The sequence below is a fragment of the Devosia sp. XK-2 genome (assembly GCF_037113415.1).
Taxonomy (GTDB): Bacteria; Pseudomonadota; Alphaproteobacteria; order Rhizobiales; family Devosiaceae; genus Devosia.
In genome coordinates this window covers 1,787,582-1,812,958 of record NZ_CP146608.1, presented here as the reverse complement: position 1 = coordinate 1,812,958, position 25,377 = coordinate 1,787,582, and the positions used below count along the sequence as shown (strand labels likewise).

General features: G+C 61.5%; 24 protein-coding genes and 1 tRNA gene. 14 read left to right on the top strand and 11 right to left on the bottom strand.

All coding sequences use genetic code 11. The features are described 5' to 3' along the window. The first annotated feature begins 67 nt into the window (after positions 1 to 67). The 6 genes from V8Z65_RS08695 to V8Z65_RS08670 all read left to right on the top strand — a co-directional run bounded on the left by V8Z65_RS08695 (position 68) and on the right by V8Z65_RS08670 (position 3,854). Positions 68 to 784, top strand: a complete 717-nt coding sequence (locus tag V8Z65_RS08695; RefSeq protein ID WP_338723822.1) for a VWA domain-containing protein — start codon at positions 68 to 70, stop codon at positions 782 to 784. After that, entirely contained in the window at positions 781 to 1,488 is a 708-nt protein-coding gene (locus tag V8Z65_RS08690; protein ID WP_338723821.1) for a DnaJ domain-containing protein, read from the top strand. Before V8Z65_RS08695 ends, V8Z65_RS08690 begins: the two co-directional genes overlap by 4 nt. 171 nt (positions 1,489 to 1,659) lie before the next feature. Then, on the top strand, positions 1,660 to 2,046 hold the full coding sequence (locus tag V8Z65_RS08685; RefSeq protein ID WP_338723991.1) for an NADH:ubiquinone oxidoreductase subunit NDUFA12: 387 nt from the start codon (positions 1,660 to 1,662) through the stop codon (positions 2,044 to 2,046). Between the two features lie 50 nt (positions 2,047 to 2,096). Next, a complete protein-coding gene (locus V8Z65_RS08680; RefSeq protein ID WP_338723820.1) occupies positions 2,097 to 2,474 on the top strand; it encodes a DUF2155 domain-containing protein in 378 nt (125 codons plus the stop codon). Positions 2,475 to 2,552: 78 nt separating this feature from the next. Then, a complete protein-coding gene (locus V8Z65_RS08675) occupies positions 2,553 to 3,338 on the top strand; it encodes an SDR family oxidoreductase (RefSeq protein WP_338723819.1) in 786 nt (261 codons plus the stop codon). Between the two features lie 18 nt (positions 3,339 to 3,356). Continuing rightward, positions 3,357 to 3,854, top strand: coding sequence for a GyrI-like domain-containing protein (locus V8Z65_RS08670; RefSeq protein WP_338723818.1), 498 nt, complete (start codon positions 3,357 to 3,359; stop codon positions 3,852 to 3,854). 3 nt (positions 3,855 to 3,857) lie between these two features. On the opposite strand, the gene V8Z65_RS08665 is transcribed toward V8Z65_RS08670, so the two are convergent. From V8Z65_RS08665 to V8Z65_RS08640, 6 genes are all read right to left on the bottom strand, one after another. After that, entirely contained in the window at positions 3,858 to 4,634 is a 777-nt protein-coding gene (locus V8Z65_RS08665) for an APH(3') family aminoglycoside O-phosphotransferase (RefSeq protein ID WP_338723817.1), read from the bottom strand. After that, on the bottom strand, positions 4,631 to 5,263 hold the full coding sequence (aat, locus tag V8Z65_RS08660; protein ID WP_338723816.1) for a leucyl/phenylalanyl-tRNA--protein transferase: 633 nt from the start codon (positions 5,261 to 5,263) through the stop codon (positions 4,631 to 4,633). Before aat ends, V8Z65_RS08665 begins: the two co-directional genes overlap by 4 nt. 39 nt (positions 5,264 to 5,302) lie before the next feature. Continuing rightward, complete coding sequence (gene accC, locus V8Z65_RS08655; protein ID WP_338723815.1) at positions 5,303 to 6,649, bottom strand: acetyl-CoA carboxylase biotin carboxylase subunit; 1,347 nt, start codon at positions 6,647 to 6,649, stop codon at positions 5,303 to 5,305. Between the two features lie 10 nt (positions 6,650 to 6,659). Further along, entirely contained in the window at positions 6,660 to 7,160 is a 501-nt protein-coding gene (gene accB / locus V8Z65_RS08650) for an acetyl-CoA carboxylase biotin carboxyl carrier protein (protein WP_338723814.1), read from the bottom strand. Between the two features lie 33 nt (positions 7,161 to 7,193). Next, a complete protein-coding gene (gene aroQ / locus V8Z65_RS08645) occupies positions 7,194 to 7,631 on the bottom strand; it encodes a type II 3-dehydroquinate dehydratase (RefSeq protein WP_338723812.1) in 438 nt (145 codons plus the stop codon). An 82-nt stretch (positions 7,632 to 7,713) separates the two neighbouring features. Continuing rightward, on the bottom strand, positions 7,714 to 8,574 hold the full coding sequence (locus V8Z65_RS08640) for a DsbA family protein (RefSeq protein WP_338723810.1): 861 nt from the start codon (positions 8,572 to 8,574) through the stop codon (positions 7,714 to 7,716). 150 nt (positions 8,575 to 8,724) lie between these two features. On the opposite strand from V8Z65_RS08640, the gene V8Z65_RS08635 reads away from it, so the two are divergent. Together V8Z65_RS08635 and V8Z65_RS08630 are read left to right on the top strand one after the other, a co-directional pair. Continuing rightward, a complete protein-coding gene (locus V8Z65_RS08635) occupies positions 8,725 to 9,876 on the top strand; it encodes an aminotransferase class I/II-fold pyridoxal phosphate-dependent enzyme (RefSeq protein WP_338723809.1) in 1,152 nt (383 codons plus the stop codon). Positions 9,877 to 9,913: 37 nt separating this feature from the next. Further along, positions 9,914 to 10,378: a GNAT family N-acetyltransferase gene (locus tag V8Z65_RS08630; protein ID WP_338723808.1), complete on the top strand. Its 465-nt coding sequence runs from the start codon at positions 9,914 to 9,916 to the stop codon at positions 10,376 to 10,378. 95 nt (positions 10,379 to 10,473) lie between these two features. Here V8Z65_RS08630 and V8Z65_RS08625 read toward each other — a convergent pair whose 3' ends face one another. Then, complete coding sequence (locus V8Z65_RS08625) at positions 10,474 to 13,095, bottom strand: Rne/Rng family ribonuclease (RefSeq protein ID WP_338723807.1); 2,622 nt, start codon at positions 13,093 to 13,095, stop codon at positions 10,474 to 10,476. Positions 13,096 to 13,764: 669 nt separating this feature from the next. On the opposite strand from V8Z65_RS08625, the gene V8Z65_RS08620 reads away from it, so the two are divergent. From V8Z65_RS08620 to V8Z65_RS08610, 3 genes are all read left to right on the top strand, one after another. Next, entirely contained in the window at positions 13,765 to 14,886 is a 1,122-nt protein-coding gene (locus V8Z65_RS08620) for an N-acetylmuramoyl-L-alanine amidase (RefSeq protein ID WP_338723806.1), read from the top strand. Positions 14,887 to 14,956: 70 nt separating this feature from the next. Continuing rightward, positions 14,957 to 17,440, top strand: a complete 2,484-nt coding sequence (locus V8Z65_RS08615) for a penicillin-binding protein 1A (protein ID WP_338723805.1) — start codon at positions 14,957 to 14,959, stop codon at positions 17,438 to 17,440. An 80-nt stretch (positions 17,441 to 17,520) separates the two neighbouring features. After that, positions 17,521 to 17,604, top strand: a tRNA-Leu gene (locus V8Z65_RS08610). A gap of 21 nt (positions 17,605 to 17,625) precedes the next feature. Here V8Z65_RS08610 and V8Z65_RS08605 read toward each other — a convergent pair. Together V8Z65_RS08605 and V8Z65_RS08600 are read right to left on the bottom strand one after the other, a co-directional pair. Further along, a complete protein-coding gene (locus tag V8Z65_RS08605; RefSeq protein ID WP_338723803.1) occupies positions 17,626 to 17,934 on the bottom strand; it encodes an AzlD domain-containing protein in 309 nt (102 codons plus the stop codon). After that, positions 17,918 to 18,646: an AzlC family ABC transporter permease gene (locus V8Z65_RS08600; RefSeq protein WP_338723802.1), complete on the bottom strand. Its 729-nt coding sequence runs from the start codon at positions 18,644 to 18,646 to the stop codon at positions 17,918 to 17,920. The genes V8Z65_RS08605 and V8Z65_RS08600 overlap by 17 nt, the downstream gene beginning before the upstream one ends. A gap of 269 nt (positions 18,647 to 18,915) precedes the next feature. Here V8Z65_RS08600 and V8Z65_RS08595 point away from each other — a divergent pair, with 269 nt between their 5' ends. Beyond that, on the top strand, positions 18,916 to 20,277 hold the full coding sequence (locus V8Z65_RS08595; RefSeq protein WP_338723800.1) for an MATE family efflux transporter: 1,362 nt from the start codon (positions 18,916 to 18,918) through the stop codon (positions 20,275 to 20,277). A 16-nt stretch (positions 20,278 to 20,293) separates the two neighbouring features. Here V8Z65_RS08595 and V8Z65_RS08590 read toward each other — a convergent pair whose 3' ends face one another. Together V8Z65_RS08590 and V8Z65_RS08585 are read right to left on the bottom strand one after the other, a co-directional pair. Further along, positions 20,294 to 20,566 carry a hypothetical protein gene (locus tag V8Z65_RS08590; RefSeq protein ID WP_338723799.1) on the bottom strand — a complete coding sequence of 91 codons (273 nt, stop codon included), beginning with the start codon at positions 20,564 to 20,566 and terminating at the stop codon, positions 20,294 to 20,296. Between the two features lie 101 nt (positions 20,567 to 20,667). Further along, the gene (locus tag V8Z65_RS08585) at positions 20,668 to 22,233 is read right to left on the bottom strand and encodes a D-alanyl-D-alanine carboxypeptidase (RefSeq protein WP_338723797.1); all 1,566 of its coding nucleotides are present in this window, start codon (positions 22,231 to 22,233) and stop codon (positions 20,668 to 20,670) included. 339 nt (positions 22,234 to 22,572) lie between these two features. On the opposite strand from V8Z65_RS08585, the gene clpS reads away from it, so the two are divergent. After that, entirely contained in the window at positions 22,573 to 22,989 is a 417-nt protein-coding gene (clpS, locus tag V8Z65_RS08580; protein ID WP_338723796.1) for an ATP-dependent Clp protease adapter ClpS, read from the top strand. Between the two features lie 9 nt (positions 22,990 to 22,998). Beyond that, on the top strand, positions 22,999 to 25,338 hold the full coding sequence (gene clpA, locus V8Z65_RS08575) for an ATP-dependent Clp protease ATP-binding subunit ClpA (protein ID WP_338723795.1): 2,340 nt from the start codon (positions 22,999 to 23,001) through the stop codon (positions 25,336 to 25,338). The last annotated feature ends 39 nt before the right edge of the window (positions 25,339 to 25,377 follow it).

Genomic DNA, 25,377 nt, shown 5'->3' with positions numbered 1-25,377 from the left:
AGCGAAATTTATCGGCGCGGTGGCGGCCTGCCTTGCCCGGAGGCATGCGCGGTCACATATTGGTTTTATGAGTGAGAAGAATCCGGCCCGGCACGCAGCCGTGACGCCGAAGGGAGAGGTCAGGAACGAGGTCGCTGCCTTCGTCAAGAAGGTGGGACGGCTGGCGCGGCCCAACGCCGCCGGGGATGGCAGGCTCTTGTTCGGCATGGACGCAACGATGAGTCGGCAGCCGACCTGGGACATGGCCGTGTCGCTGCAGGCGGGCATGTTCGATGCCATACCCAAAGACGCGGCCTTGCAGGTGCAATTGATCTATTTTCGCGGGCTGGGCGAATGCCGGGCCTCAAAATGGGTTCTCGATGCCAAAGCGTTGGCGCGGCTGATGAGCACCATTTCGTGCCAAGGTGGCAATACGCAGATCGGCAGAGTGTTTGCTCACGCGCGGGACGAACATAAGAAGAGGCGCATTCACGCCGCGATCTATGTTGGAGACGCGATCGAGGAGAACGTGGACGAGCTTTGTGCCAAGGCGGGAGAGCTGGGGCTATTGGGCCTGCCGCTTTTTGTGTTTCAGGAAGGGCATGACAGCCGGGTGGAAGCCGCATTCCGTGAATTTGCACGGCTTTCCAAGGGTGCCTATGCGCGTTTCGACAGCTCGGCACCGCAGCAATTGGCGGACCTTCTCAAGGCCGTTGCTGCCTATGCCAGTGGCGGGCAGGCACATCTGAGACTGCAGTCGAGCGGCGCCGCCCGAGCCCTACTCACTCAAATCGAGGGACGATGAGCTGGATTTTTCTTGGCGCTTTTGGACTGCTCGGCCTTCTCTGGCTGGGCTATGCCCTAAGAAATTTGGATCGGCGCATCGTGGTCAGAGGCCTGCGCTGGATCATCGGCGGCGGGGCCGGACTGGCTGCGGCGGCGGCGCTATTGTTCCGACGGATCGATATCGCCATGATCCTGGGGGCCGTGGCCGCTTCGGTGCTCCTACGGGGGCGGCTCGGCCAATTTTCCTTCGATAGCATTGGCGGGGGACCGAGCAATGTCTCCAAGGTTCGCAGCCGCTATCTTGCCATGGAGCTGGATCACGACACCGGCGAATTGGGCGGTCGGGTGCTTGACGGTCAATTTGCCGGTTGGGACCTGATGGATCTGGGTGAGGCCGAAACACGTGCGCTGATAGCGGAAATCGGGCATGACGCGGAAAGCATCAATCTGCTGGAAAGCTGGCTCGATACCAACCGGGCGGGCTGGCGCGATTATTTTGCCGAGCAGGATGCCGGTGGCGGTGACGGATATGCCCCGAATGGCGCGGCGCGGGACCCGGTTGCCGAGGCATATGCGGTTCTCGGGCTCGAACCGGGAGCAAGCGACGAAGACATCAAGGTTGCGCATCGCGAATTGATGAAAGGGGTGCATCCGGACCGGGGCGGCTCGGAATTTCTGGCGGCCAAGATCAATGAGGCGCGCGATCTGCTGTTGGGCCGCTAGGGCCTGTGACGCTGCTAGTGACCGCCGATATTGACCATCCAGAGCTGTTCCGCGCAGGGCGGGCTTATCGCGCTAGACCTCAATTCGGTCTAGGCTCGGCAGGTCACCCATGCTAAACCGACCGGCAAATCGACGCCAAATATGCGGAATCGAAAATTGGCCCAATCCGGTATCAAGCAGTTCCTGTCCGAAATCTTCGCCTGGTGGGGCGGCAACACCTGGGGCACACGCCTCTGGATCCGTCGCTTCGGCGACTATGTCGGCTCGGACGAATTTGGCAATCGCTACTACCAGGACCGGAAGGCCAATAGACGCTATGTGACCTATGCCGGGGGCTTTGCCGATGCGTCCTCCATTCCTCCGGGCTGGCACGGCTGGATGCATCGCCGCTCCGACGTTGTGCCCGCAAATGCCAAATATGAGCCGCGCGCCTGGGAAAAGCCGCATCAGCCGAACCTGACCGGCACTGCGGCGGCCTATCGTCCCGATGGCAGCCTGCTCAGCAAGGGCGAGCGTCCGCGTGTAACCGGCGATTACCAGGCCTGGTCGCCCGAATAAGGGTTCCAGGCTTGCGATCTTTCTTCCAACTCGGTGTGCGGCCGCTTCTCATGGCGGCCGTTTTGGCCTCTGCTCCAGCGGTGCAGGCGCAGCCGGTGGCCAATCCGGTGGCGACTTTTGCCGGACTCGACAAGATAACGGGCCGCATTACCCGTTTCGACGTGTATATCGATGAGACGGTACTTTTCGGGGCGCTCGAAATCACGCCGCGCGCTTGCTACGACCGGCCCAGCAGCGATACGCTGCAGCGCACGTCTGCCTTTATCGAGGTCAATCAGATGAGCCTTGAGGGAACTGCGGAGCGCATCTTCACGGGCTGGATGTTTGCCGACAGCCCGGCGCTCAATGCCGTGGACCACGCCGTCTATGACGTCTGGCTGATCGAGTGCAAGACGTCCACCAATGTGCCGCCGCCTTCCGAAAGATAATTTTCCAGGGCCTGTCTGACCAGCCGATCCTCCCTCGTCGCAAGATTGATAAGTCTTGGGATGACCGGGAGGTAGATAATGCTACTCAAGGACAGGGTCGCCGTGGTCTATGGCGGCAGTGGTGCGGTGGGCGGCGCGGTGGCGCGCGCTTTTGCACGGGAAGGGGCGATCGTGCATGTGGTCGGCCGCCGCCGTGCGCCGTTGGAGGCTGTGGCGGCCGATATCCGAACCGCTGGGGGGATTGCCCATATTGGGCTGGCCGACGCGCTGAACCCTGACGCGCTGGCCAGTCATCTCGATACAGCTATAGCGAAAAGCGGTCCGATCAAGATCGCCTTCAGCGCCATCGACTGGGGCGATGCGCAGGGCCAGAAACTCTCGGACATGAGCTATCAACGTTTCATCATGCCGGTCGAACGCGGGCTTAAGTCCTGGCTCAATATTGGCGGGCTCATGGCTCGGCATATGGGCGACAATGGTGGTGGCGTTATTTTGGGCGTCACGGCAAATGCGGCGCGCGAGGCATATTCCGAAATGGGTGGTTTCGGTATTGCCTGCGCCGCGGTCGAGCATTTTTTGCGCCACCTTGCCGTCGAGAATGGTCCCAAGGGCGTCCGGTGCTGCTGGGTCAGGTCGCCCGGATCGCCTGACGCCCCTGGTGTACGCGAGGCATGGCTTATCCATGCGCGCGAAAAGGGCATCAGTTTTGACGACCTGCATAGAGAATATGCCAAGGACACTCCGCTGCGGCGGATTGCGTCGCTGGGCCAGGTTGCCGATGCGGCGGTTTTGCTGGCGAGCGATTTGGCTTCGAGCATGACCGCCACGCTGGCCAATACCACCGGCGGCGCGCAACTTGACTGACAAGGAGGAGACTGGATCATGATGACATTGCCAAAGACCGAACACCGCTCTGCGCAGAGCTATATTTATGTGCCCTTCACTGTGACGATGCAGCAGATGCAAAGACCGGCCGAAGAAGGGTTCCCGCAGCTTTTTGCCTATCTTGAAAAGCATGGGCTGAATCCAGTGGGCCCAGCCTTTTATAGTTACCGGCGCATCGACATGGAAACGACGCTGGACGTCGAGGCGGGTATTGCAGTCGATACGGCCGGACCGGAGGAGGGTGATGTCAAGGTTGGAACCTTACCCGCTGGCCGTTTTATGGGGGTGAGCTGGCACGGGCACCCCGACGCGTTGATTACTGTCACCGGTATGCTGATCGGATGGTCGCGCCTGACCGGGCAGGACTTCGACATGGAAGCAAGGCCCGACGGCGAGCATTTTGCGTGTCGGCTGGAGCTCTATGAGAGCGATCCGGCGGAGGTGCCGAATATGGATGAGTGGGTGACGACCCTGGCGTTCAAGCTCAGGGACTGATCGTCAGAACATCTCGTCGAGGGTGCAGTAGTAGCGATATTTCGCGTCGTCCCAATCGGCGCCATAGGCGGCGAGGAAGGGGGCAATGTGCTCGCGGCCGATATTGAACGCGATGCTCCGGCATGCCAAAGCCAGGTCCTGCCAGACATCGGCCAGGCCGAGCCGGCCGCAATCAACCATGCCGGAAAAGCGACCGTCCTGGGCCAGGATATTGGGCGTCGAGGCGTCACCATGCGTAACGATCAGTTGACCAGGCGCAGGGCGGTTCGCTCTGAGCCAATCGAGCACCTGCTGACCGGTCCAGCCTTGGCGTTCGGTGTCGAAATCGTCTTCATCGACGAGGTTGGCAGCGAGGCGAGCTTCCGCCTCGGCGATGCGGGCATCGAGGCCGTGATCGAAAGGGCAGGTGGTGGTGTCGAGCGCATGGAGGCGCTTGAGGCCCTGTGCATAGGCGCGGACAAAAGTGTCCGGCTGGTCGAGATAATGCGTCAAGTCGCTGCCAGGCACGGCGCTCATCAATAGCCAAAGACGCTCGTGGTCCTGTTCGGCATCCACCACGCGAGGTGCCTTGAAGCCCATGCTCGAAAGCCAGTTCAGCCGCTCGATCTCGCCGGGTAATTCCGCCAGCGGGTGCCGCGGCTCGGACTTGAGGAAAACCGCATTGCCGTCGCCAAGGGCGATGCGCCAGACCTGTGCGCCGGACTCACCCACCGTGACGGGCGCCCATTCGAGGTCGCGCAGGGGCGAGAAGCTTTCGGGAAGGGAGAAGGGTTTGGTCATCGGTGGTCCCAGGCCTGCCAGTCTCCCTGCTTTTCCAGGGCAAGGCCTAGCCGATCTTCATAATCGGCCCGTGTTATCTCTATGCCCCCGAGCGAGGCAAGGTGATCAGTGAGGAATTGGGTATCGAGGAGTTCATAGCCGCCAGCATTCAAACGCTCCACCAGATGGGCCATGGCCATCTTGGAGGCGTCGGTGCGACGATGAAACATGGATTCGCCGAAAAAAGCCGCGCCGATGGACAGACCATAGAGGCCACCGACAAGCTCTGCCTTATCCCAAATCTCCACCGTGTGGGCGACACCACGGCGAAAGAGCTCGCCATAGACGGCGCGGATGGTGCCATTGATCCAGGTGGTCTGCCGATCACTGCCGGCCGTGGCACATCCTTCGATAATGCCCTCCCAATCGGTATCGACGCGAATGGTCCAGCCCGATTTGCGCATGGCTTTGCGCAAGCTCTTGCTGGCGTGGAAGCTATCGAGGGGCATGATGCCACGCAGGTCCGGGCTGACCCAAAACAGGTCCGTGTCAGCGGCATCCTCGGCCATAGGAAAGATACCGGCGCGATAGGCGCGCACTATCAACTCGGGTGTGATTTCTACGGCGAAGGGATCGGATTGGCGGGCCATGTGTCAAAAAGATAAGGGGCGCCTTCGCGCCCCTCAATACTATACCTTGTTCGCGGCCAGGAATTTTTCCAGCCAGTGGATGTCGTAATTGCCCGCGAGAATGTCCGGCTCCTTGATGAGACGCTGGAACAGAGGCAGGGTGGTTTTGACCCCATCGACCACGAATTCGTCCACAGCGCGGCTGAGGCGCTTCAAACATTCTTCGCGGGTGCGGCCGTAAACGATCAGCTTGCCGATCAGGGAATCGTAATAGGGGGGGATTTTGTAGCCCTGATAGACCGCCGAGTCGACGCGGACGCCCACACCGCCGGCGGGGTGATAGAAGGTGATCGTGCCGGGCGAGGGTGCAAAAGTCTGCGGGTCCTCGGCATTGATGCGCACTTCGATGGCGTGGCCGTAGAACTGCACCTGATCCTGGGTCATCGAGAGCTTCTCGCCCGAGGCGACCTTGATCTGCTCATAGACGATGTCGATGCCGGTGATGCGCTCGGTGACGGGGTGCTCCACCTGCAGGCGGGTGTTCATTTCGATGAAATAGAACTCGCCATTTTCATAGAGGAACTCAATGGTGCCGGCGCCGGAATATTTCAGCTTCCGCATGGCAGCAGCACAGATCTCACCGATCTCGTCCCGTTCCTTGGGCGAAATGGTGGGGCCGCCGGCTTCTTCCCAGACCTTCTGGTGGCGGCGCTGCAAAGAGCAGTCGCGCACCCCTAGGTGCACGGCATTGCCCTGGCCGTCACCAAGTACCTGCACCTCGATATGGCGCGGCTTGCCAAGATATTTTTCCATATAGACCGAGGGATTGCCAAAGGCTGCCTTGGCCTCGGTGCGAGCCGTGGACCAGGCCTCAATCAGGTCCTTTTCGGTCTTGGCTACCTTCATGCCGCGGCCGCCACCGCCGGCGGTGGCCTTGATCAGCACAGGATAGCCGATATCCTTGGCGGTGCGCTTGGCATCGTCCTCGGTTTCCACGGCGCCATCTGAGCCGGGGACAACCGGAATGCCTAGTTCCACAGCCGTCTTCTTGGCCGTTATCTTGTCGCCCATGATCTCGATGTGATGCGCAGAGGGACCGATAAAGGTCACATTGTGCTCAGTCAGAATCTTGGCGAAGCGCGCATTCTCGGACAGGAAGCCATAGCCAGGGTGTACCGCATCGGCGCCAGTGATTTCGCAGGCGGCCATGATGGACGGGATATTGAGGTAGCTGTCCTTGGCGGCATTGGGGCCGATACAGACGCTCTCATCGGCCAGGCGCACATGCATGGCATTGGCGTCGGCCGTGGAATGCACGGCCACCGTCTGGATGCCCATTTCTTTGCAGGCGCGCAGAATACGCAGGGCAATTTCGCCGCGATTGGCGATCAGAACCTTATGGAACATGGTCGTCCCCTTACTCGATGACGACGAGCGGCTCGCCATATTCAACCGGCTGAGCATCGTCCACGAGAATGCGGGTAACGGTGCCCGAGCGATGCGCCGGAATCTGGTTCATAGTCTTCATCGCTTCGATGATGAGAACGGTCTGACCTTCGGAAACCTTGGTGCCGACATCCACGAAGGGCGGCTTGCCAGGTTCTGGCGAGCGATAGGCGGTGCCGACCATGGGGGACGTCAGGGTGCCGGGATTGGACGCAAGGTCTTCGGCAGCTGCTGGCGCTGCCGCAGGAACGGAGCCGGCCGGCGCGCTAGGAGCTGCGGGGGCCGAGGGGGCAGCCTGCGGCGCCATATACTGCATCGGTGCCGGTGCATAGGCTGGCGCCTCGACCGGATAGGAGCGGGTGACGCGGACCCTTAGATCTTCTTGCTCGATCTCGATCTCGGCAAGGTTTTCCTTGTTGAGCAGTTCGGCAATAGCGCGGATCAGATCCTGATCCACCGATGACTTGGTCATTCTGTCGGTCTCCCGGCTTCCCGTTGTGAAGCGTTATTTGAGTTTATCGGCCAAGGCCATGAGGGCCAGTCTATATCCAAGCGAGCCAAAGCCGCAAATGACGCCAAAGGCCACTGTGGACACATAGGAATGGTGCCGAAAGGCCTCGCGCTGATGGATATTGGTCAGATGCACTTCGGCTACCGGCAGGCTCACGGCCCTGAGGGCATCGTGTATGGCAACGGATGTGTGCGAATATGCGGCAGGATTGATCAGGATACCGTCGGCCGTCTTGCGGGCGTCCTGAATCCAGGTGACCAGCTCACCTTCGTGGTTGGACTGCCGGAAATCCAGGCTCAAACCCAGTTCCTCGGCGGTCGATTTGCACAGCGTCTCAATGTCCTTGAGTGTTTCGGCGCCATAGGTCCCCGGCTCGCGTGTGCCGAGCAGGTTGAGGTTCGGGCCGTTGAGGACGAGAACGCGCTTTGTCATGATCCATGCCTTGTGCACCGGCCCTTTCGGCCGGCGCAAGGGCGGTTACACGAAATGCACTGAAAAGGCTAGACGAGACCGCTCAGCTACACCGCGTCTTGCCGCAGGCGCGCATATCGGCAATGCGGGCGCGCAGCTCGTCGGCGCCGATAGCACCAGGAATGATCTCATTGCCGATAATATAGGTGGGGGTGCCGGTAATGCCGAGCGCCTGGGCAATTTCGTAAGAGGCCTGAATAGTTTGGGCGACGCGCGGCTCACCCATCTGCAGTTCCAGTTCGACGGGTGACAGGCCGAGGTCCTGAGCGGCGGCGAGCGCCATCGCCTTGTCGACCTTGCCGCGACTGGTGAAAAGCGCCGAATGAAAATCCCAATAGTTTGCATCACTTTCGCCCACCAGAACAGCGATGCGCGCGGCGTCTATGGATTCGTTGGAGAGGATTGGGAATTCCTTGAGAACTATCTTAAGGTTGGGATCCTCGGCCAGTAGCGCCGCCATGTCCGGAAGAGCTGCACGGCAATAGCCGCAATTGTAGTCGAAGAATTCCACCAGCGTGACGTCGCCGTCTGGATTGCCCAGCACGACCTGGCCCGGCGCATTGAAAATCTGGTCGTGGAACTCGCTCAGGGCCGTTTCCGACCTTACGGCCTCTTCGGCGCGCAGCGTTTCCTCGAGCGCGGTCGAGACGCGCTGAAGCACTTTGGGGTCGTTAAGCAGGAATTGCTCGATCATCGGATTGAGAACGGCCGGGTCGATGGCGGCGGTGTCCATTTTTTGGGGCGCGGCGGCCGCGAGCGCGGACCTTTCCTCATAGACCTGCTCGGCTATGGCCCTTACCGCGGCAATATCGGTTTCCTGCCCTGGCTGACTGAAGAGACTGTAGCCCAGGGCACCGGCGAGAATACCGGCGATAGCGGCCAGAACGATGGCGAGGCGATTCATTGAGGTGCTCCAGGCGAGTCGGTTGGCTGTTGTCTAGCAGACATGGGCGAGCGTAGCACCCACGGCTTGCGGCGGTCTTTCCGCGCGGGTCAATTCTAGTTGAGCGCCAGCGCGGTTCGGGTTACCTCCGAAAGCAAAGACGGAGCGCGCATGACCAATTCTGCCGATGGGCTATTGCCCTTTTTCGCGATGGATATTCTTAAGCGCGCCAAGTCACTTGAGGGGCAAGGACGCGGCATTTGCCGCCTGGAAGTGGGTGAGCCGGGGGCGCCGCCGGCGCCGCGGGTGCTGGAAGCGGTGGCGCAAGCGCTGCCGGAGCCGCAGGGCTATACCAATGCCAAGGGACTCGACAGCCTGAGGCGGGGCCTGGCCTGCCATTATGAACAACAATATGCGGTCGCTATCGATCCGGATCTGATCGTCGCGACGATGGGGTCGTCGGCGGGGTTCATCCTGGCTTTTCACACAGCATTCCGGCCTGGAGCGCGGATCGCGGTAACCCGGCCCGGCTATCCGGCCTATGTAAACACCATTCTGGGCCTCGGCTTCCGGATCGCAGAAATTCCGGTGGGCGCGGCCAATGACTGGCGACTGACTGGCGCCCAGATTGCCGCTGCGCATGCGAAACAGCCCTTTGAGGGGCTGCTATTCGCCAGCCCGGCCAATCCGACCGGCGCGGCGGTGGACCGTGAACAATTGGCCGACATCGTCGCAACTTGCGCCCGGTTGGGGGTGACGTTCATTTCCGACGAGATCTATCACGGGCTGGACTATCGTGGCCCCTCGGTCAGCGCATTGGAGCTGACGCGCGATGCGATAATCATCAACAGCTTCTCGAAATATTACTGCATGACCGGGTGGCGCATCGGCTGGATGGTATTGCCTGAAGACCTGATCCGCCGCGCCGAAATTTTGCAGCAGAACCTGTTCATCTCCGCCCCGACGCTGAGCCAGATTGCGGCGACCGTCGCCTTGAGGGAGCGTGATTATGCCGAGGCACAGAAGGCCGCCTATGCGCGGAACCGCGTCTTGTTGGGGCAGGGGCTGCGTGAACTGGGCTTCGACTTGCCCCATGACAGCGACGGGGCCTTCTACGCCTATGCCGGCATAGGCAAATTCTCCAATGATGCCATGGATTTTTGCCTGACCATGCTGGACCGCGCCGGCGTGGCCGCCACGCCGGGCGTGGACTTCGACCGAACCGACGGAAACGGCTATGTGCGGTTCAGCTACGCTGGGACGCAGCGGACGGTCGAGGAAGCGCTTGAGCGGATGCGCGGTTTCCTAGAGGCGGGAGGATAGATTGGTCTCTATTCCGACCCTTCATACGGAACGATTGGTGCTGCGTGCGCCGGCCCTCTCCGACTGGCCCGGCTATGCCGCGCTGATGCGGTCCAAGCGGGCCGTGTTCATGGGCGGGCCTTATGGCGAGCGCGAGGCCTGGGGCATGTTCACCAGCGATTTGGCCATGTGGGAGCTATTCGGCCATGGCGCGCTGATGATCGATCTGATTGATAGTCGTGTCTGCGTGGGACAGGTCGGGATCAATCATGGTCCGCTATTCCCCGAAAAGGAGCTTGGCTGGCTGCTCTATGAAGGGTTTGAGGGCCATGGCTATGCCAGCGAAGCGGGCGCGGCGTTGAAGGCATGGGCCTTTGAGGACCTGGGACTTGAAACGCTGGTGAGCTATTTCCATCCGAGAAATAGCAAGTCCATGGCCGTTTCGGCTCGGCTTGGCGGCGTCAGGGACGACATGGCGGCCAAGCAGGACCCCGAGGATGTGGTTTTCCGCTATCCGCGATAGCCGACCCAGAAACAGTAAGGGCGGTCGAAAGACCGCCCTTCTTCATTCTTCGGAGCCAAACCGGCTTCAGGCCTCTGTCTGCTACCGGACGCGCTCTAGCCAAGACCGAGGCGGCGCTGCCACCAGCCGACCTTCTTTTTCTTTTCCGGCTCTGCCTCACCTTCGGTCGGTTCGGCTGTCTCTTCGGCCGGAGCGGCACTGGAGGTGACAACCACGCCCTCGGGCGGCAGGTCCTTTTTCACGCGCTTGGCACGTGTCGGCTTCTTTTCTTCGGCAGGAGCATCCTCGACCGCTGGGACCGATGCCGGCACCGCTTCCTGGACGGCCGTTTCTGCTGCTGCCTCGGCGGGCCCTGCCTTTTTACGTGCACGCGGCTTGCGCTTGGGCTTTTCGGCGGCCGGGGGCTCTTCCGCGACCGCCTCTACCGGCGCAGCTTCCGCGGGTGCCGATTCTTCGGTTTCCGTAACCTTCTTGCGACGGGTCCGCTTGGGCTTCTCGACCGTCTTTTCGTCGGCCGCAGGCGCTTCTTCGGTGTTCAGCTCGACATGCTCGACAACCGCATCTTCCGGTGCGGAGACTGCTGCCTCGGGCGTTTCGGCATCAACGGTGTCTTCGCCGTTCTGATCACGACGATTGCGGCGGCCCCCACGACGGCCCCGACGGCGCCGACGGCGGGTTTCGCCATCGCTATCGCCCTCGACCGCCTGGCGGGCGTCGGCGTCGCTGCCGCCTTCGCTTTCATCGCCGTCGGCATCGCCTTCTTCGTCGCCGTCCTGGCCGGCACCGGTCTCAGCCGCCTGCTGGCTTGGCTGGTCTCCGTTGCGACCTCCACGGCGGCGGCGACGCCGGCGCCGGCGGCTGGAACCTTCGCCATCGCTGGCGTCGGCGGCGCGGGACTCGGTCTCTTCAGCTTCCTCGACTTCATCCTCTTCAGCCGCGTCTTCAATCACAGCGCTATCGACACGCACATGGGCGGCCGTACGCTGATCGGCATAGGAGGAGACACGGGCCTCGCCCTTTTCGATGGCAAACTGGTGCCCCGTCATCTTGCCGTCGGCGGTGATGGTGATGGAGAGATTGTTACGCATTTCAAGCTGCGAGAGGGTTTCGCGCTTGTAGTTGAGGATATAGAGCGCCACTTCGACCGGCACGCGGACATTGATCGACTGGCCCTGCTTGCGCAGTACGTGATCTTCGATATGGCGCATGATCATCAGCGCCAGGCTTTCCGTGGAGCGTACCAGACCCGTGCCCTCGCAGACCGGGCATTTGTGGGTGGAACTCTCAACGACGCCAAAGCGGATACGCTGGCGGCTCATTTCCATCAGGCCGAAATGGCTGATGCGGCCAACCTGGATGCGGGCGCGATCGTCCTTGAGGCAATCCTTGAGCTTGCGTTCAACGGCCCGATTGGACCGGTTTTCCATCATGTCGATGAAGTCGATGACGATCAGGCCGGCCAGATCGCGCAGGCGGAGCTGGCGGGCGACTTCCTCGGCCGCTTCCAGATTGGTCTGGAGGGCGGTGTCCTCGATATTGTGCTCCTTGGTGGAGCGGCCCGAATTCACGTCGATGGAGACGAGCGCTTCGGTCGGGTTGATGACGATATAGCCGCCAGAGGGCAGGGTGACCGTGGGCGAGAACATCTGGTCGAGCTGGTTCTCGACGCCGAACTTGGAAAAGAGCGGCTGCTCCTCCCCATAGGGTTTCACGTTCTTGGCGTGGGACGGCATGATCATCTTCATGAAGTCCTTGGCCTCGCGATAGGCATTGTCGCCGGCCACGAGGACTTCGTCGATGTCCTTGTTGTAAAGGTCGCGGATGGTCCGCTTGATCAGCGAGCCTTCCTCGTAAACGAGGCAAGGTGCCTGGCTTTCCAGCGTCAGTGTGCGGACGCTTTCCCACAGGCGCATCAGATATTCGAAGTCACGCTTGACCTCGGCCTTGGTGCGCGAGGCACCGGCCGTGCGCAGGATGACGCCCATGCCCTGGGGCACTTCCAGGTCGGCAGTGATTTCCTTCAAACGCTTGCGATCGGCAGCATTGGTGATCTTGCGCGAAATGCCGCCGCCGCGGGCGGTGTTGGGCATCAGCACCGAATAGCGACCGGCCAGGGACAGGTAGGTGGTCAGCGCAGCGCCCTTGTTGCCGCGCTCTTCCTTGACGACCTGCACCAGCATGACCTGGCGGCGCTTGATAACTTCCTGGATTTTATACTGATGACGGCGCTGCTGGCTGGAACGGCGGCGTTCGGGCACTTCTTCGAGCGCATCGCCGCCGCCGATGGATTCCACCGGCTCGCTATTGGCAGGCGCCTGCTCGATATGGCTTTCGTCGCCGGGTTCCTGCGGATCGGCCTCGGCCTCGGTTTCGGCTACGCCTTCGGGCACCGAGACGGTCTCGTCGGCCTCGTCGTGGTGATCGTCCTCGTGTTCTTCGTCGCGCAGCAGGGCTTCGCGGTCGGCCACGGGGATCTGATAATAGTCGGGATGGATTTCGGAGAAGGCAAGGAAGCCGTGGCGATTGCCGCCATATTCGACAAAGGCCGCCTGCAAGCTTGGCTCAACCCGCGTGACTTTCGCGAGGTAGATATTGCCCCGCAATTGGCGGCGGGTCGCCGATTCGAAGTCGAACTCCTCGAGCCGGTTACCGGCGGTAACGACAATCCGTGTTTCTTCCGGGTGGATGGCATCCACCAGCATTCTTTTGGTCGCCATAATGAACTCCGCGCACCCGCGCGCCGACAAGGGGATGCCGGGAGGCCGGCTTCCTGTTCGTGGCGCATTGCGGGGCGAATAGGTTTGATATTGGATGGCGCGAACCTCTCACGTTCAGCGCCGAAGACTGTGTGGTCAGGGCCGGCAAACAGGGCGAAGCAAAGCGGCAATCGTTCGTATCGATCGCGTCGCGCTTTGTTCGCCAGCGGGCCATATGACCTCTTCCTATTGGGCGACAGGCCGAAAGCCTGTTGCCGTCCGGCCCGGTTCGGGCCGAAATTCGTTGATGCAGGGCGCTGAAACCGCAACTTCCGTTTCAGGTCATAGGGGGCAAGTGGTTGCCCCGAAAACGACCGTGAAACACACGCGCCTACATATTAAGCGTGTAGAAAAGTTGCGCCGCAATGGCAACAGGAAAGTCAAATCCGTCTGAAGCGCGCAGTTTTGACCGCCGCATTCTTGGCCGCCCGCGCAAAACATCGCATAAGGCGGATTACGCCGAAGAATCGCCGCATCCCGGCGTCAGGCATTCGCTCGGAATCTGGGAGCAAGGTCACCGTTTTGACCAGACAATCACTGATAGGCCTCGTCTTTTGCCTGATGACTCTTATGGGCCTGTCACAGGCGGCGTCTGCGCAGAGCACGGCCGGTTTGCCACCTTTGCCAAATGTGATCGACGCACGCGTAACAATTGCGCCCGAGCGCGCGCGTCTTGTGGTCGATCTGGCGGACCGGACGGAATTCTCGTTCGTTTCGCTCGACGATCCGCAGCGGCTGGCCGTGGATGTGCGCGCCGGGACGTTCTCGGTGCCGGAGCCGGAAGGCGAGCCGGGCGAAGAGGGGCTTGTGTCGCGCTATGTCATTGAGCAGGCTGCTGCCGACAGGGTGCGGACCACGCTGACATTGGCCGGTCCGGCGCAGGTGCAGCAGGCCTATGTGCTGGATGCTTTTGAGGACCAGCCAGCGCGTCTGGTCGTCGACATTATTCCGGCAACGGCAGAGGAGTTTGCGGCCAATGTCGAACGCGACCGTGCCGCGTCGGAGGCTATTTCACCTGCTGTCTCCACACCTGCCGGGGGCTCGGAACTGCCAATTGCGAGCCGGCCGCTGGTGGTGATCGACCCGGGGCATGGCGGCATTGACAGCGGCGCTGAGACGACAAATGGCGTCAAGGAAAAGGACATTGTGCTGGCATTCGCGCTTGCCCTGCAGAACCTGCTGGTCGAGTCAGGACGTTTCGACGTTGCCTTGACGCGGGAGGACGATTCCTATCTGCGGCTAGAGGAGAGAGTCGATCTGGCGCGCACCAACAAGGCGGATCTGTTCATTTCCATCCACGCGGATAGTTTCCAGCAGCCCGAAATCCGCGGGGCCAGCGTCTATACCCGCGATGAAAACGCCACCGATGTGCTCGACAAGGTTCTGGCGGACAATGAGAATGCCACCGATGTCATTGCCGGCTTTGCCATGCCACAGACAATGGCGCCCGAAGTGGTGGACATTCTGCTCGACCTGATGCGGCGCGAAATGCGGGTGCAGTCCTTCATGGCGGCCGAGGCCATCGTGCACCAGCTCGAGCCGAGCGTGGCGCTCAGACGCTTTCCAGTGCGGCAAGCGGACTTTTTTGTGCTCCAGGCCCCCGACGTGCCATCGGTGCTGGTGGAACTCGGTTTTCTGTCCAATGCCAGCGACATTGCCAATCTGATGCAGTCCGATTGGCGCGACCGCACGGCGGAGGCCATTGCGCGGGGCATCTCGACCTATTTCGACAGTCTTGAGGAAGAGCCGTGACAGCAAGACAGGTCCGACTCTGTTATAGATGCGAGCTGATCGCCCCGCAGGCGCGAGGTATATGAGCTAGATGTTTCGACTGCTTGGCTGGCTTTTCGGTTTTGGCATGTTTCTCGGCCTCGGCGGGGTCGCGGCGGCGGCTGTCTACCTGGCAGCAGTGAGCGCGCAATTGCCGGACTATACGGTTTTACAGGACTATCAGCCGCCGGTAACAACCCGGGTCCATGCGGCCGACGGTACCTTGCTGGCCGAATATGCGCGCGAGCGGCGGCTGTTCCAGCCGGTCGAGACGGTGCCGCCGCTGGTGATCCAGGCTTTTCTTTCGGCTGAGGACAAGGACTTTTTCAGCCATAACGGTATTGCCGTGGACGGCGTGATCCGCGCATTGCGCGACAATGTGCTGGCGCGCATGGACGGCAATAGCGCCATTCAGGGCGGCGGGTCGTCGATTACCCAGCAGGTCGCCAAGAATTTCCTGCTCACATCGGAGCAGACCTGGGACCGCAAGATTCAGGAAGCCATTCTGGCGCTTCGGATCGAGTCGACCTTCACCAAGAACAAGATCCTGGAGCTCTACCTCAACGAGATATTTCTGGGCCTGAACTCCTATGGCGTGGCGGCGGCGGCGCTCAACTATTTCGATAAGGCGCTCTATCAGCTGACCCTGCCCGAGGCGGCCTATATTGCGGCGCTGCCCAAGGGGCCGAATAATTACCATCCGTTCCGCCGCACCGAGGCGGCCATCGAACGCCGGAACTGGGTGATCGACCGCATGGTCGAGAATGGCTACGTGTCCCATGGGGAGGCGGAGACGGCCAAGCAGGAACCGCTCAACGTCATTCCACGCGCCGCCGGAAGCCAGCTTTATTCGGCCGAATATTTCACTGAGGAAGTACGGCGCGAGCTCGCCAAGCTTTATGGCGAAGACCAGCTTTATGGGGGTGGCCTTTCGGTTCGGACCACGCTTGAGCCGCGCCTGCAGGAATATGCCAGGCGGGCGCTGATGGACGGGCTGATCGAATTCGATCGCCGGCGCGGCTTCCGCGGGCCGGTCGCCAGCGTCGAGCTCGGGGACGATTGGGGCGTGGCGGTTTCCGCCATAAATCCACTGAGCGATGTGCCTGAATGGCAGTTGGCGGTCGTGCTGGATGTGGGGAACAACCAGGCGCGCATCGGCTTGCGGCCCGACGACGATGTGGATGGTGCGGTGGCAACGGACCGGGTCGAAGGGACGTTGTCGGGCCCGGAGATCAAATGGGTTTCGCAGCCGGTCCAGAACATTCTCAAGGTGGGCGATGTCGTCTATGTCTCGCCGGTGTCGGGCAAGGACGGGGTCTATACGCTGGAGCAGGTTCCCGAGATCGAAGGGGCTCTGGTGGCCATGGACCCGCGTACGGGGCGGGTATTGGCCATGGTCGGCGGATTTTCCTTTGCCGAAAGCGAGTTCAATCGCGCGACCCAGGCGTTGCGGCAGCCGGGCTCGTCCTTCAAGCCGATCGTCTATGCTGCGGCGTTGGACAATGGTTATACGCCGGCCTCGGTGGTGCTGGACGCGCCGGTGGAAGTGCGCATGTCGGATGGCTCGGTCTGGCGGCCGGAAAACTATTCGCAGGAGTTTTATGGACCTCAGACCTTGCGGCGGGGCATCGAGCGCAGCCGTAACGTGATGACGGTGCGCCTGGCGCGCGATATCGGCATGCCGCTGATCGCCGACTACGCGCAGCTTTTCGGCATTTACGACAATATGCAGCCGGTGCTGGCCATGGCGCTTGGAGCCGGCGAAACCACGGCCATGCGCATGACGGCGGCCTATGCCACCATTGCCAATGGCGGCCGCAAAATTGTGCCGACACTGATCGATCGTATCCAGGACCGGTATGGGGCAACCGTATATCGGCATGACCAGCGTGTGTGCGACGGGTGCGTGGCCAAGGATTGGCACGGGCAGGGGGAGCCACGCATCATCGACAATCGCCAGCAGGTGCTGGACCCGATGACCGCCTACCAGATCACCTCGATGATGGAGGGCGTGGTGCAACGCGGCACCGCGACCGCGGCAAGGGCACTCAACCGCCCGGTTGCCGGCAAGACGGGCACCACCAACGATTACAAGGATGCCTGGTTTGTCGGATTTACGCCGGAACTGGCCGTCGGCATCTATGTGGGCTATGACCAGCCGCGCTCGATGGGGTCCGCATCGACCGGCGGCGGCATGGCCGTTCCGATCTTCACCAATTTCATGGCCAAGGCGCTGCAGGGAAAGCCAGCGACGCCCTTCAATGTGCCGGCGGGGATGACCACGGCCTGGATCAATCCGAGCACCGGCGTGAAGGCTTTTGACGGCGAGGCCGCGATTGCCGAGGCCTTTAAGCCGGGGACCGGGCCGAACCTGATGACCTCGGTCATTGGTCTGGATGTGCAGGCCTTCGATGCCATTCAGCGTGAGCAGATGATGCAGCAGCAATATGGCGGCATGTTCACGACCACGCGGCCAAGCGGCGGCGGGCGATTCCTCGATCCAAGCCTGGAAACCCCGCGCAGTCTGTCTGACTGATCGGTATTTTGTGCACACAGGCAAATGGCCGCTTAGAATTGTTGCACTGGCGCTGCTTGTAAGCTAGGAACCCAGCCCGTGCCCCTCTGGCGGAATGGTAGACGCAGAGGACTCAAAATCCTCCGCTGCAAAGCGTGCGAGTTCGAGTCTCGCGGGGGGCACCACTTCTCGAACATTTGGATCGGTCAGGCGCCAAGCCAGAGGCGCATGAGATAGACCGTCAGCACGCCTGTCGCCATGGCCGCAAAGAGATTGCGGGTGCCGATGAAGACTGCGCCGGTGGCGAGCGCCGCGGTGGCTTCGGCCAGGCTGCCGGTGACCAGCGCCGGTGCCACCAAGGCGGCCAGAACGGCGCCGGGGATATGGCGCAACCAGGCTGCCGCAAAGCCGTCCCGCGGAAGGCGATCGGCCAGCAGAAGTCCGCCGGCCTTTATGGCGATTGTGACCAAGGCCATGCCGAGAATGGCGAAGACGGCCTCAGGACTGGTGAGCATGTTTTCGCGCCTCCATCACAGCGCCGGTGAGGCTGCCAGCAAGGCCGCCTGCCAGGATGTGCCAGCTTCCCTCGACCGAATTTGACGTGGCGATGGCGACAAGCGCGGCCACCAGCCATGGCAGCAGGTCGCCGCGACCGCGCCACATGCCGAGCAGCAGTGCAAGAAATGTTGCCGTGAAGGCGAAATCCAGGCCCCATTGAGCAGGATCATCGATGGCAGAGCCAAGGCCATAGCCGGTCACATTGGTGGTCATCCAGCTGATCCAGGCAAGGCAGCCGCCGCCCATGAGGAAGGCAACGCTGCCGCCGCCTCGCGCCATGGCCGCCACGGTCATAGCCCAATTCTCGTCGGTAACCAGATACATGCTGAGCGCGCCATGCCCCAGGCTGCCCTGCGGGTAGAGCGGGCGCAAGGTGGCGGTCAGCAAGAGATAGCGCAGGTTCACGATCAGCGCGGCCAGCACCAAGGGGCCGACGGGCAGGGCGGAAGGAGTTGATGTCCATAGATCGAGCGCTACGAATTGCGCGGAGCCGGCAAAGACAAGCCCACTCATCATGACCACTTCCAGCAGGCTCAGCCCTGCCGTGCGGGCCAGCATGCCCCAAACCATGCCATAGGCGGCGACGGAAATGGCCACAGGAATGCAGGCACGGGCGCCGGCCAGGAATTGCTGGGCGATGGAATCGGCAGGGGCAAGGACCTGGGACATGATGTCCTCCTAGCATAGGGCGCAGGGCGTTCTCGATGCAAAATGGTCATAGCGCCGATCAACGGCGCGAATGGGCCGACCTATCGACATTGACGCGTTGGAGCCTGCGGCGTATGTCCCTGATGTCATTGCCAGCCTCCTGCGCCCGTCCAGCCGGCACCGTCCATTGGTGTGAATAGGTCCCCCCGGCTTCTGAGATTTTTGCTCAGTCCTTGCCGGTTTCGGGGTCCAGGCCATGACCGGTACCTTTCTATGAGCTGGAGTTTTTTATGAACCCGACGTCATCCCGCCCTCTCTGGCAGCGATTCAGCCTGTTTCTCATTCCGCTGATGGCCTCCAATATCCTGCAGGCGCTGTCCGGCACCATCAACTCGATCTATGTCGGTCAGTTGATCGGTGTGGAAGCACTTGCGGCGACGGCAACGTTCTTCCCCATCATGTTCTTCCTGATGAGTTTCATCATCGGCCTCTCGGCCGGTTCGACCATTCTCATCGGTCAGGCCTGGGGTGCGCGAAACATCGAAAAGGTCCGGCAGGTCACCGGCACCACTCTGGCCGCAGCAATCGCGCTCGGCCTGGTGGTTGCTGTTGGTGGCGGCCTATTTGCCGAGCAGATCATGACGGTGCTCGGTGCGCCTGAAAACATCCTGCACCTGGCTGTTGGCTATGCGCGCATCGTCCTTATTGGCATGCCGGGCTTTTTCCTGTTCCTCGTTGTCACGTCGGTACTGCGCGGGGTTGGCGATACGATCACGCCGCTCTTTGCGCTCATCCTGTCGATGATGGTCAGCCTGGTTGTCACCCCGGCCCTTATCGAGGGTTGGTTCGGCCTGCCGCAACTCGGGGTCAACGCCGCTGCGGTCGCCATGATCGCCGGCTTCGCCACGGTGCTGGTGTTTCTGCTCGTCTACCTGCGCGTGCGCGATATGCCCATGTCGCCCGACGCGACGATGCTGAGCGCCATGCTGCGACCCGACTTCAAATTGCTGGGCCTGATCCTCAAGCTCGGCATTCCCGCGGGGCTGCAAATGGTTGTCTCGTCCATTGCCGGTATTGTCGTGGTTGGACTGGTCAACCGGTTCGGCTCGGATGCGACGGCAGCCTATGGCGCGCTGGGGCAGGTGATGAGCTATGTGCAGTTCCCAGCCATGTCGATCGGCATTGCCGCCTCGATCTTCGCGGCCCAAGCTATCGGCGCGCGGCAGACCGGGCAATTGGATGGTATCGCGCGTACGGCACTGGGCATGAATCTGCTCATTACCGGCGGATTGATCATCCTGGCCTATCTCTTCAGCCAGCATGTGGTTGCGCTGTTCATCACCGATCCGGCCGTAGTGGATCTAACCGAAACGCTGTTGCATGTGGTGCTGTGGAGCATCCTGTGCTTCGGCTGGAGCGTGGTGTTTTCGGGGATCATGCGCGCCAGCGGCACGGTCTATGCTCCCATGGCGCTGTCGCTGGCCTGTATCCTGCTCATCGAGCTTCCTGGCGCGATCTGGCTGAGCCAGACCGACCTTGGCCTGATGGGTATATGGGTCGCCTATGCCGCCAGCTTCACCATGATGCTGGTATTGCAGGCTTGCTGGTACCAGTTTGTCTGGAAGCGCAAGGAAATCGTGGCGCTCGTCTAGAGCGCCACTCTCCCGATCAGTCCTGTCCGAGGTCGAGGCGCAAAGCGCGTTGGCCGTCGGGCGCGAAGACATCGATTTCAACGCGAGCGGGTTCGTGTGCCATACGCCGGGTGCGGGCGGAAAGGGCCATTACCACGCCGAGCAGGTCGCCGACCGAGCGCTTCTGGCGGGGCAGCATGCGGCCAGTCATGCCGGCAAGTGCCTTGTTGCGCACATCCATATCGGGTGAGGCGAGGGGTGAACGGCCGATGAAATTGGCCAGTTCAACAAGAGCTGTACGTTCACTCATTGGGCTACTCCATACACAAGCACCAATTTGCTTCCCCGTGGCCCCGCTTGGGAGGCCGATCATCCGGCCGACGGTTTTTCCGCCGTGCCAGTTCGTTTCCGTCAGCCCTGCAACGCCAGGCAGGCCAGGTTCTGGTCCTTGAGGCGGTTGCACATATTGGCTGCCGCATCGCGATCGCCGAAGCCGACGAAGCGGGCGCGATAGAAAATCTGGCCGTTCTTTTCGAACCGCTCGACATAGGAGCGGAAGTCGCCAAGCGAGCCGACCTTGCCGGCGGCATCGGCCAGCATGGCACGGGCGCTGTCTTCGGACGGGCCTGCCCCGATCTGGACAATCCAGCCGCTGATGGGAGCTGCGTCGGCAACCGCGCCCGAATGCATCAGGTCGACCGGTTGTCCGGCACCGCCGGAGACCTCACCGGGCGGCAGCAGGGGCGTGGAGGCCGGTGTCTGGCCAAGCGCTGCCGGCGGCGCACCCAGATTATAGGTTTCGCTCAACCAAGCGCCGATGACATCCTGGCTGGGATAGGCGGGCGTAGATTGCGTTGGGGCTGCCAGTACGTTTGCTGCCTGCACGGCTGGCGACAGGCCAAGGTCGGTCGGCATTGGCGTGGGCATGGCTACCGGCACTGCCGAGGCGACGGCAACCTGCGGGCTCTGCTGCGGCTGGGCACCATTGCCCGACACCAGGGCGGCCAGGCGGAAATCGGGCATGGGCGTGGGCATTGCGAAAGTGGGCTTGCGCGGCTGGGCAAGGGCGAACTGGGTATTGCCCTGACGGCCCGGCACGGGAACCATAGCCGTCTGCAAGTAGTCGCCGCGGCGGCCCTTGGAGAGATAGTTCGAGACCAGTTGGCGCACTTTTTCGTCGCGGGAAGCGGCCGAATTGAAGCCGAAGGCGACCACAACGATGTGGCGGTTGTCCTTGCGGGCTGCGGTCAGAAGGTTGGAGCCGGCGGCGTTGATATAGCCGGTCTTGATGCCGTCGACGGCGCCCATATAGCCCAGAACGCGGTTGTGGTTGCCATAGGTCTTGCCGTTGTAGCGGAAGGCCGTCGTCTGGAAATATTCGTAATATTGGGGGAAATGCTGGTAGATGGCGATGCCCAGGATAGCCTGATCGCGCACAGTGGTGACCTGGCCACCGTCGGGCAGACCTGAGGCATTGCGATAAGTGGTGTTGGACATGCCCATGGCGCGGGCCGTGGCCGTCATGCGCTCGGCGAATTTGGTTTCGGTGCCGGAGATGTGTTCGGCAATGACGCGGGCCATGTCATTGGCCGATAAGGTGACCAGCGACTTGATCGCGTCTTCAACCGAGATGGTCGCGCCCGCGCGCAGGCCCAGCTTGGTGGGCACGGCCGAGGCCGCGTGGCGCGACACCGTCATCTTGGTGGAGAGGCTGAGATTGCCCGCCTGCAGCTCCTGGAACAGGACGTAAAGCGTCATCACCTTGGCAACGGATGCCGGATATCGCTTTGAATCCGCCTGATCCTCGTAGAGAACCTTGCCGGATTTGGCGTCGACCACGATGCCTGCATATTTGCGCAGATTTTCGATGGCATGGACGGGCGCCGCGGCCGACAGGCTGAAGGCGAGGGTCACAAGAACGGCGGCTACAGCACGCAGAAAAGCGGTGCGCCAAGGGGTCTTTGCCAGGGAAATCACCCGGTACTCCAATTACTCAATCGGGCAATTCCGCCCGTACGCTACTCGTTTGACGCAGGCTGGTCCCGGGCGTCCCCAAACCCCGAAAATTCAGCCTTTCTTGAGATTAGGTCGCCGCCGTTACGAATCCGTAAAATGCAATCATTTTCTGCAGCGGACAGGCAAACGGGCAACAGAGTGCTGCTGCCCGGCGGCGCGCGCAGTCATTTCGCTCCGGGAAACGCACATTCTGCGCCGCTCACATTTTCGGGATGGAAGGGCCCTTAACACCGGCGCGATTTTGCCTACATAATGGTACCAACCAACTGCTTCGTTTCCTCTGGCAACAGAGCGACTGACATGATCATGACCCCCATCGCAACCAAGACAATCTTGCCACCCTTCGGCCGGCCCGAGACGTCGCTGCGCGTTACCGCCGGGCCGAAAGAGGATGGCGGCGGCCCAGGCGGAAACGACGCTGATTTTGAAACCGGGACGGTGACCAAGACGCGTCCCAAAACCAAGAGGCCGAACCTTTACCGGGTTCTGCTGCTCAACGACGACTACACGCCGATGGAATTCGTCGTTCTGGTGCTTCAGGACGTCTTCAACAAGTCACGCGAAGACGCCATGCGCATCATGCTGCACGTCCACCAAAAGGGGGTCGGTGAGTGCGGCGTATATCCATACGAGGTTGCTGAGACGAAGGTGACCCGCGTGATGGATACGGCACGCAAGAACCAGCATCCGCTGCAATGCGTGATGGAAAAACAGTAGGAACATCATATGCCCTCATTTTCGCGCGGACTCGAAAAGGCCCTGCACCAGGCGATGAACCTGGCCCGTGAGCGCAACCATGAGTTCGCCACGCTCGAACATCTGCTTCTGGCCCTGACGGACGACCGGGATACCTTGGCCGTGCTCACAGGCTGCGATGTCGATGTCGACGCGCTCAAGAGCGACCTCGAAGATTTCATCAATGAAGAACTGGACAGCCTCGTTGTTCAGAATGGCCAGGATGCGCGCCCGACTGCCGCGTTCCAGCGCGTGATCCAGCGCGCGGTCATCCATGTCCAGTCATCCGGTCGCGAAGAGGTTACGGGTGCCAATGTGCTCGTGGCCATCTTTGCCGAACGGGAGAGCCACGCCGCTTATTTCCTCGAGCAGCAGGATATGAGCCGGCTCGACGCCGTCAATTTCATCTCCCATGGCATCACCAAGTCCGGTCCGAGCGAGGAGCGCAGGGTACATGGCGCGGAAGAGGGCGAGGGGCATGCCGAAGGCGGCTCGGAGGCCAAGAAGAGCTCGGCCCTGGCTGATTTCTGCGTCAACCTCAACGAAAAGGCCCGGCAAGGCAAGATCGACCCGCTGATCGGCCGTGATGCCGAATTGCGACGCACCATTCAGGTGCTGTGCCGCCGTTCCAAGAACAACCCGCTCTATGTCGGCGACGCCGGCGTGGGCAAGACGGCCATTGCCGAGGGCCTGGCGCGCAAGATCATCGAGGGCGATGTTCCTGAAGTGCTCAAGGAAGCGGTTATTTATGCGCTCGATATGGGGGCGCTCCTGGCCGGCACGCGCTATCGCGGTGATTTTGAAGAGCGGCTCAAGGCGGTGATGAAGGAACTCGAGAAGATGCCCAATGCGGTGCTCTTCATCGACGAAATTCACACCATGATCGGCGCCGGTGCCACCTCGGGCGGTGCGCTCGATGCCTCGAACCTGCTCAAGCCTGCCTTGGCGAGCGGGGCGATCCGTTGCATCGGTTCGACCACGTATAAGGAATATCGGCAGTTCTTCGAGAAGGATCGGGCCCTGGTCCGTCGTTTCCAGAAGATCGACGTCAATGAGCCGACGGTTCCGGACGCTATCGAGATCGTCAAAGGTCTCCGGCCCTATTTCGAAGAGTTCCACAAGATCAAATATACCGACGAGGCCCTCAAGGCCGCCGTGGAGCTGAGCGCGCGCTATATCACCGACCGGAAATTGCCCGACAAGGCGATCGACGTGATTGACGAGACCGGCGCCAGCCAGATGCTGCTAACCGAGGATAAGCGCAAGAAGACGATCGACGTCGAGGATATCGAAGCGACGGTGGCCTCGATTGCGCGTATTCCGCCCAAATCGGTGTCGAAGTCCGATGCGGAATTGCTGTCGGGGCTCGAACAGAGCCTCAAGACGGTAGTGTTTGGGCAGGATTCTGCCATCACGGCTTTGTCCTCGGCCATCAAGCTGGCCCGTGCGGGCCTGCGCGAACCGGAAAAGCCCATTGGCTCCTACCTCTTCACCGGTCCGACTGGTGTCGGCAAGACCGAGGTGGCCAAGCAGCTCGCCGATACGCTGGGCGTAGAATTGCTACGCTTCGACATGTCCGAATATATGGAGCGGCATACGATCAGCCGGCTGATCGGTGCGCCTCCGGGCTATGTCGGGTTCGACCAGGGCGGGTTGCTCACCGATGGCGTCGACCAGCATCCGCATTGCGTGGTGCTGCTGGACGAAATCGAGAAGGCTCATCCGGACCTCTACAACGTGCTGTTGCAGGTGATGGACCATGGCAAGCTGACCGATCACAATGGCAAGGCGGTGGATTTCCGCAATGTCATCCTGATCATGACGTCCAATGTCGGCGCGGCGGAACTGGCCCGTTCGCCCATCGGCTTTGGCCGCAAGCGCGAGCAGGGGGACGACGAAGATGCGATCAACCGTACCTTCAGCCCCGAATTCCGTAACCGGCTCGATGCGATCATCTCGTTCGCGCCGCTGCCGCGCGAAGTGGTGCGCCGGGTGGTCGAGAAGTTCGTGCTGCAGCTCGAAGGCCAGCTGGCCGAGCGCGGCGTCACGATCAATCTCACGCCGGAAGCCGCCGACTGGCTGGCCGAACATGGCTATGACGAGCGCATGGGCGCCCGCCCGTTGGGTCGCGTGATCCAGGAGCACGTCAAGAAGCCGCTGGCCGATCAGGTGCTGTTCGGCGAACTGGTTAATGGCGGCTCGGTCACCGTCGCCGTGGTCGGCGAGGGGGCAGAGGCAAAGCTGGAGCTGGTGGCGGTGCCGCCGCGTCCCGCCAAGCCCAAGGCCCTGCCCAAGCCGAAAAAGCCGAAGGCTACGGCGGACAAGAGCTGAGGTTTTCTCAGGTTGAGATAGTAGAAGGCCGGGAGCGAT

Bases quoted from the DNA above. Each gene is read 5' to 3' on its own strand.
- V8Z65_RS08605 (WP_338723803.1), bottom strand. From the start codon at position 17,934: ATGCTCACCAGTCCTGAGGCCGTCTTCGCCATTCTCGGCATGGCCTTG.
- clpS (WP_338723796.1), top strand. From the start codon at position 22,573: ATGATCATGACCCCCATCGCAACCAAGACAATCTTGCCACCCTTCGGC.
- V8Z65_RS08665 (WP_338723817.1), bottom strand. From the start codon at position 4,634: ATGACCAAACCCTTCTCCCTTCCCGAAAGCTTCTCGCCCCTGCGCGAC.
- clpA (WP_338723795.1), top strand. From the start codon at position 22,999: ATGCCCTCATTTTCGCGCGGACTCGAAAAGGCCCTGCACCAGGCGATG.
- V8Z65_RS08635 (WP_338723809.1), top strand. From the start codon at position 8,725: ATGACCAATTCTGCCGATGGGCTATTGCCCTTTTTCGCGATGGATATT.
- V8Z65_RS08595 (WP_338723800.1), top strand. From the start codon at position 18,916: ATGAACCCGACGTCATCCCGCCCTCTCTGGCAGCGATTCAGCCTGTTT.
- aroQ (WP_338723812.1), bottom strand. From the start codon at position 7,631: ATGACAAAGCGCGTTCTCGTCCTCAACGGCCCGAACCTCAACCTGCTC.
- V8Z65_RS08625 (WP_338723807.1), bottom strand. From the start codon at position 13,095: ATGGCGACCAAAAGAATGCTGGTGGATGCCATCCACCCGGAAGAAACA.
- aat (WP_338723816.1), bottom strand. From the start codon at position 5,263: ATGGCCCGCCAATCCGATCCCTTCGCCGTAGAAATCACACCCGAGTTG.
- V8Z65_RS08690 (WP_338723821.1), top strand. From the start codon at position 781: ATGAGCTGGATTTTTCTTGGCGCTTTTGGACTGCTCGGCCTTCTCTGG.
- V8Z65_RS08670 (WP_338723818.1), top strand. From the start codon at position 3,357: ATGATGACATTGCCAAAGACCGAACACCGCTCTGCGCAGAGCTATATT.
- accC (WP_338723815.1), bottom strand. From the start codon at position 6,649: ATGTTCCATAAGGTTCTGATCGCCAATCGCGGCGAAATTGCCCTGCGT.
- V8Z65_RS08640 (WP_338723810.1), bottom strand. From the start codon at position 8,574: ATGAATCGCCTCGCCATCGTTCTGGCCGCTATCGCCGGTATTCTCGCC.
- V8Z65_RS08695 (WP_338723822.1), top strand. From the start codon at position 68: ATGAGTGAGAAGAATCCGGCCCGGCACGCAGCCGTGACGCCGAAGGGA.
- V8Z65_RS08600 (WP_338723802.1), bottom strand. From the start codon at position 18,646: ATGTCCCAGGTCCTTGCCCCTGCCGATTCCATCGCCCAGCAATTCCTG.
- V8Z65_RS08590 (WP_338723799.1), bottom strand. From the start codon at position 20,566: ATGAGTGAACGTACAGCTCTTGTTGAACTGGCCAATTTCATCGGCCGT.
- V8Z65_RS08680 (WP_338723820.1), top strand. From the start codon at position 2,097: ATGGCGGCCGTTTTGGCCTCTGCTCCAGCGGTGCAGGCGCAGCCGGTG.
- accB (WP_338723814.1), bottom strand. From the start codon at position 7,160: ATGACCAAGTCATCGGTGGATCAGGATCTGATCCGCGCTATTGCCGAA.
- V8Z65_RS08615 (WP_338723805.1), top strand. From the start codon at position 14,957: ATGTTTCGACTGCTTGGCTGGCTTTTCGGTTTTGGCATGTTTCTCGGC.
- V8Z65_RS08675 (WP_338723819.1), top strand. From the start codon at position 2,553: ATGCTACTCAAGGACAGGGTCGCCGTGGTCTATGGCGGCAGTGGTGCG.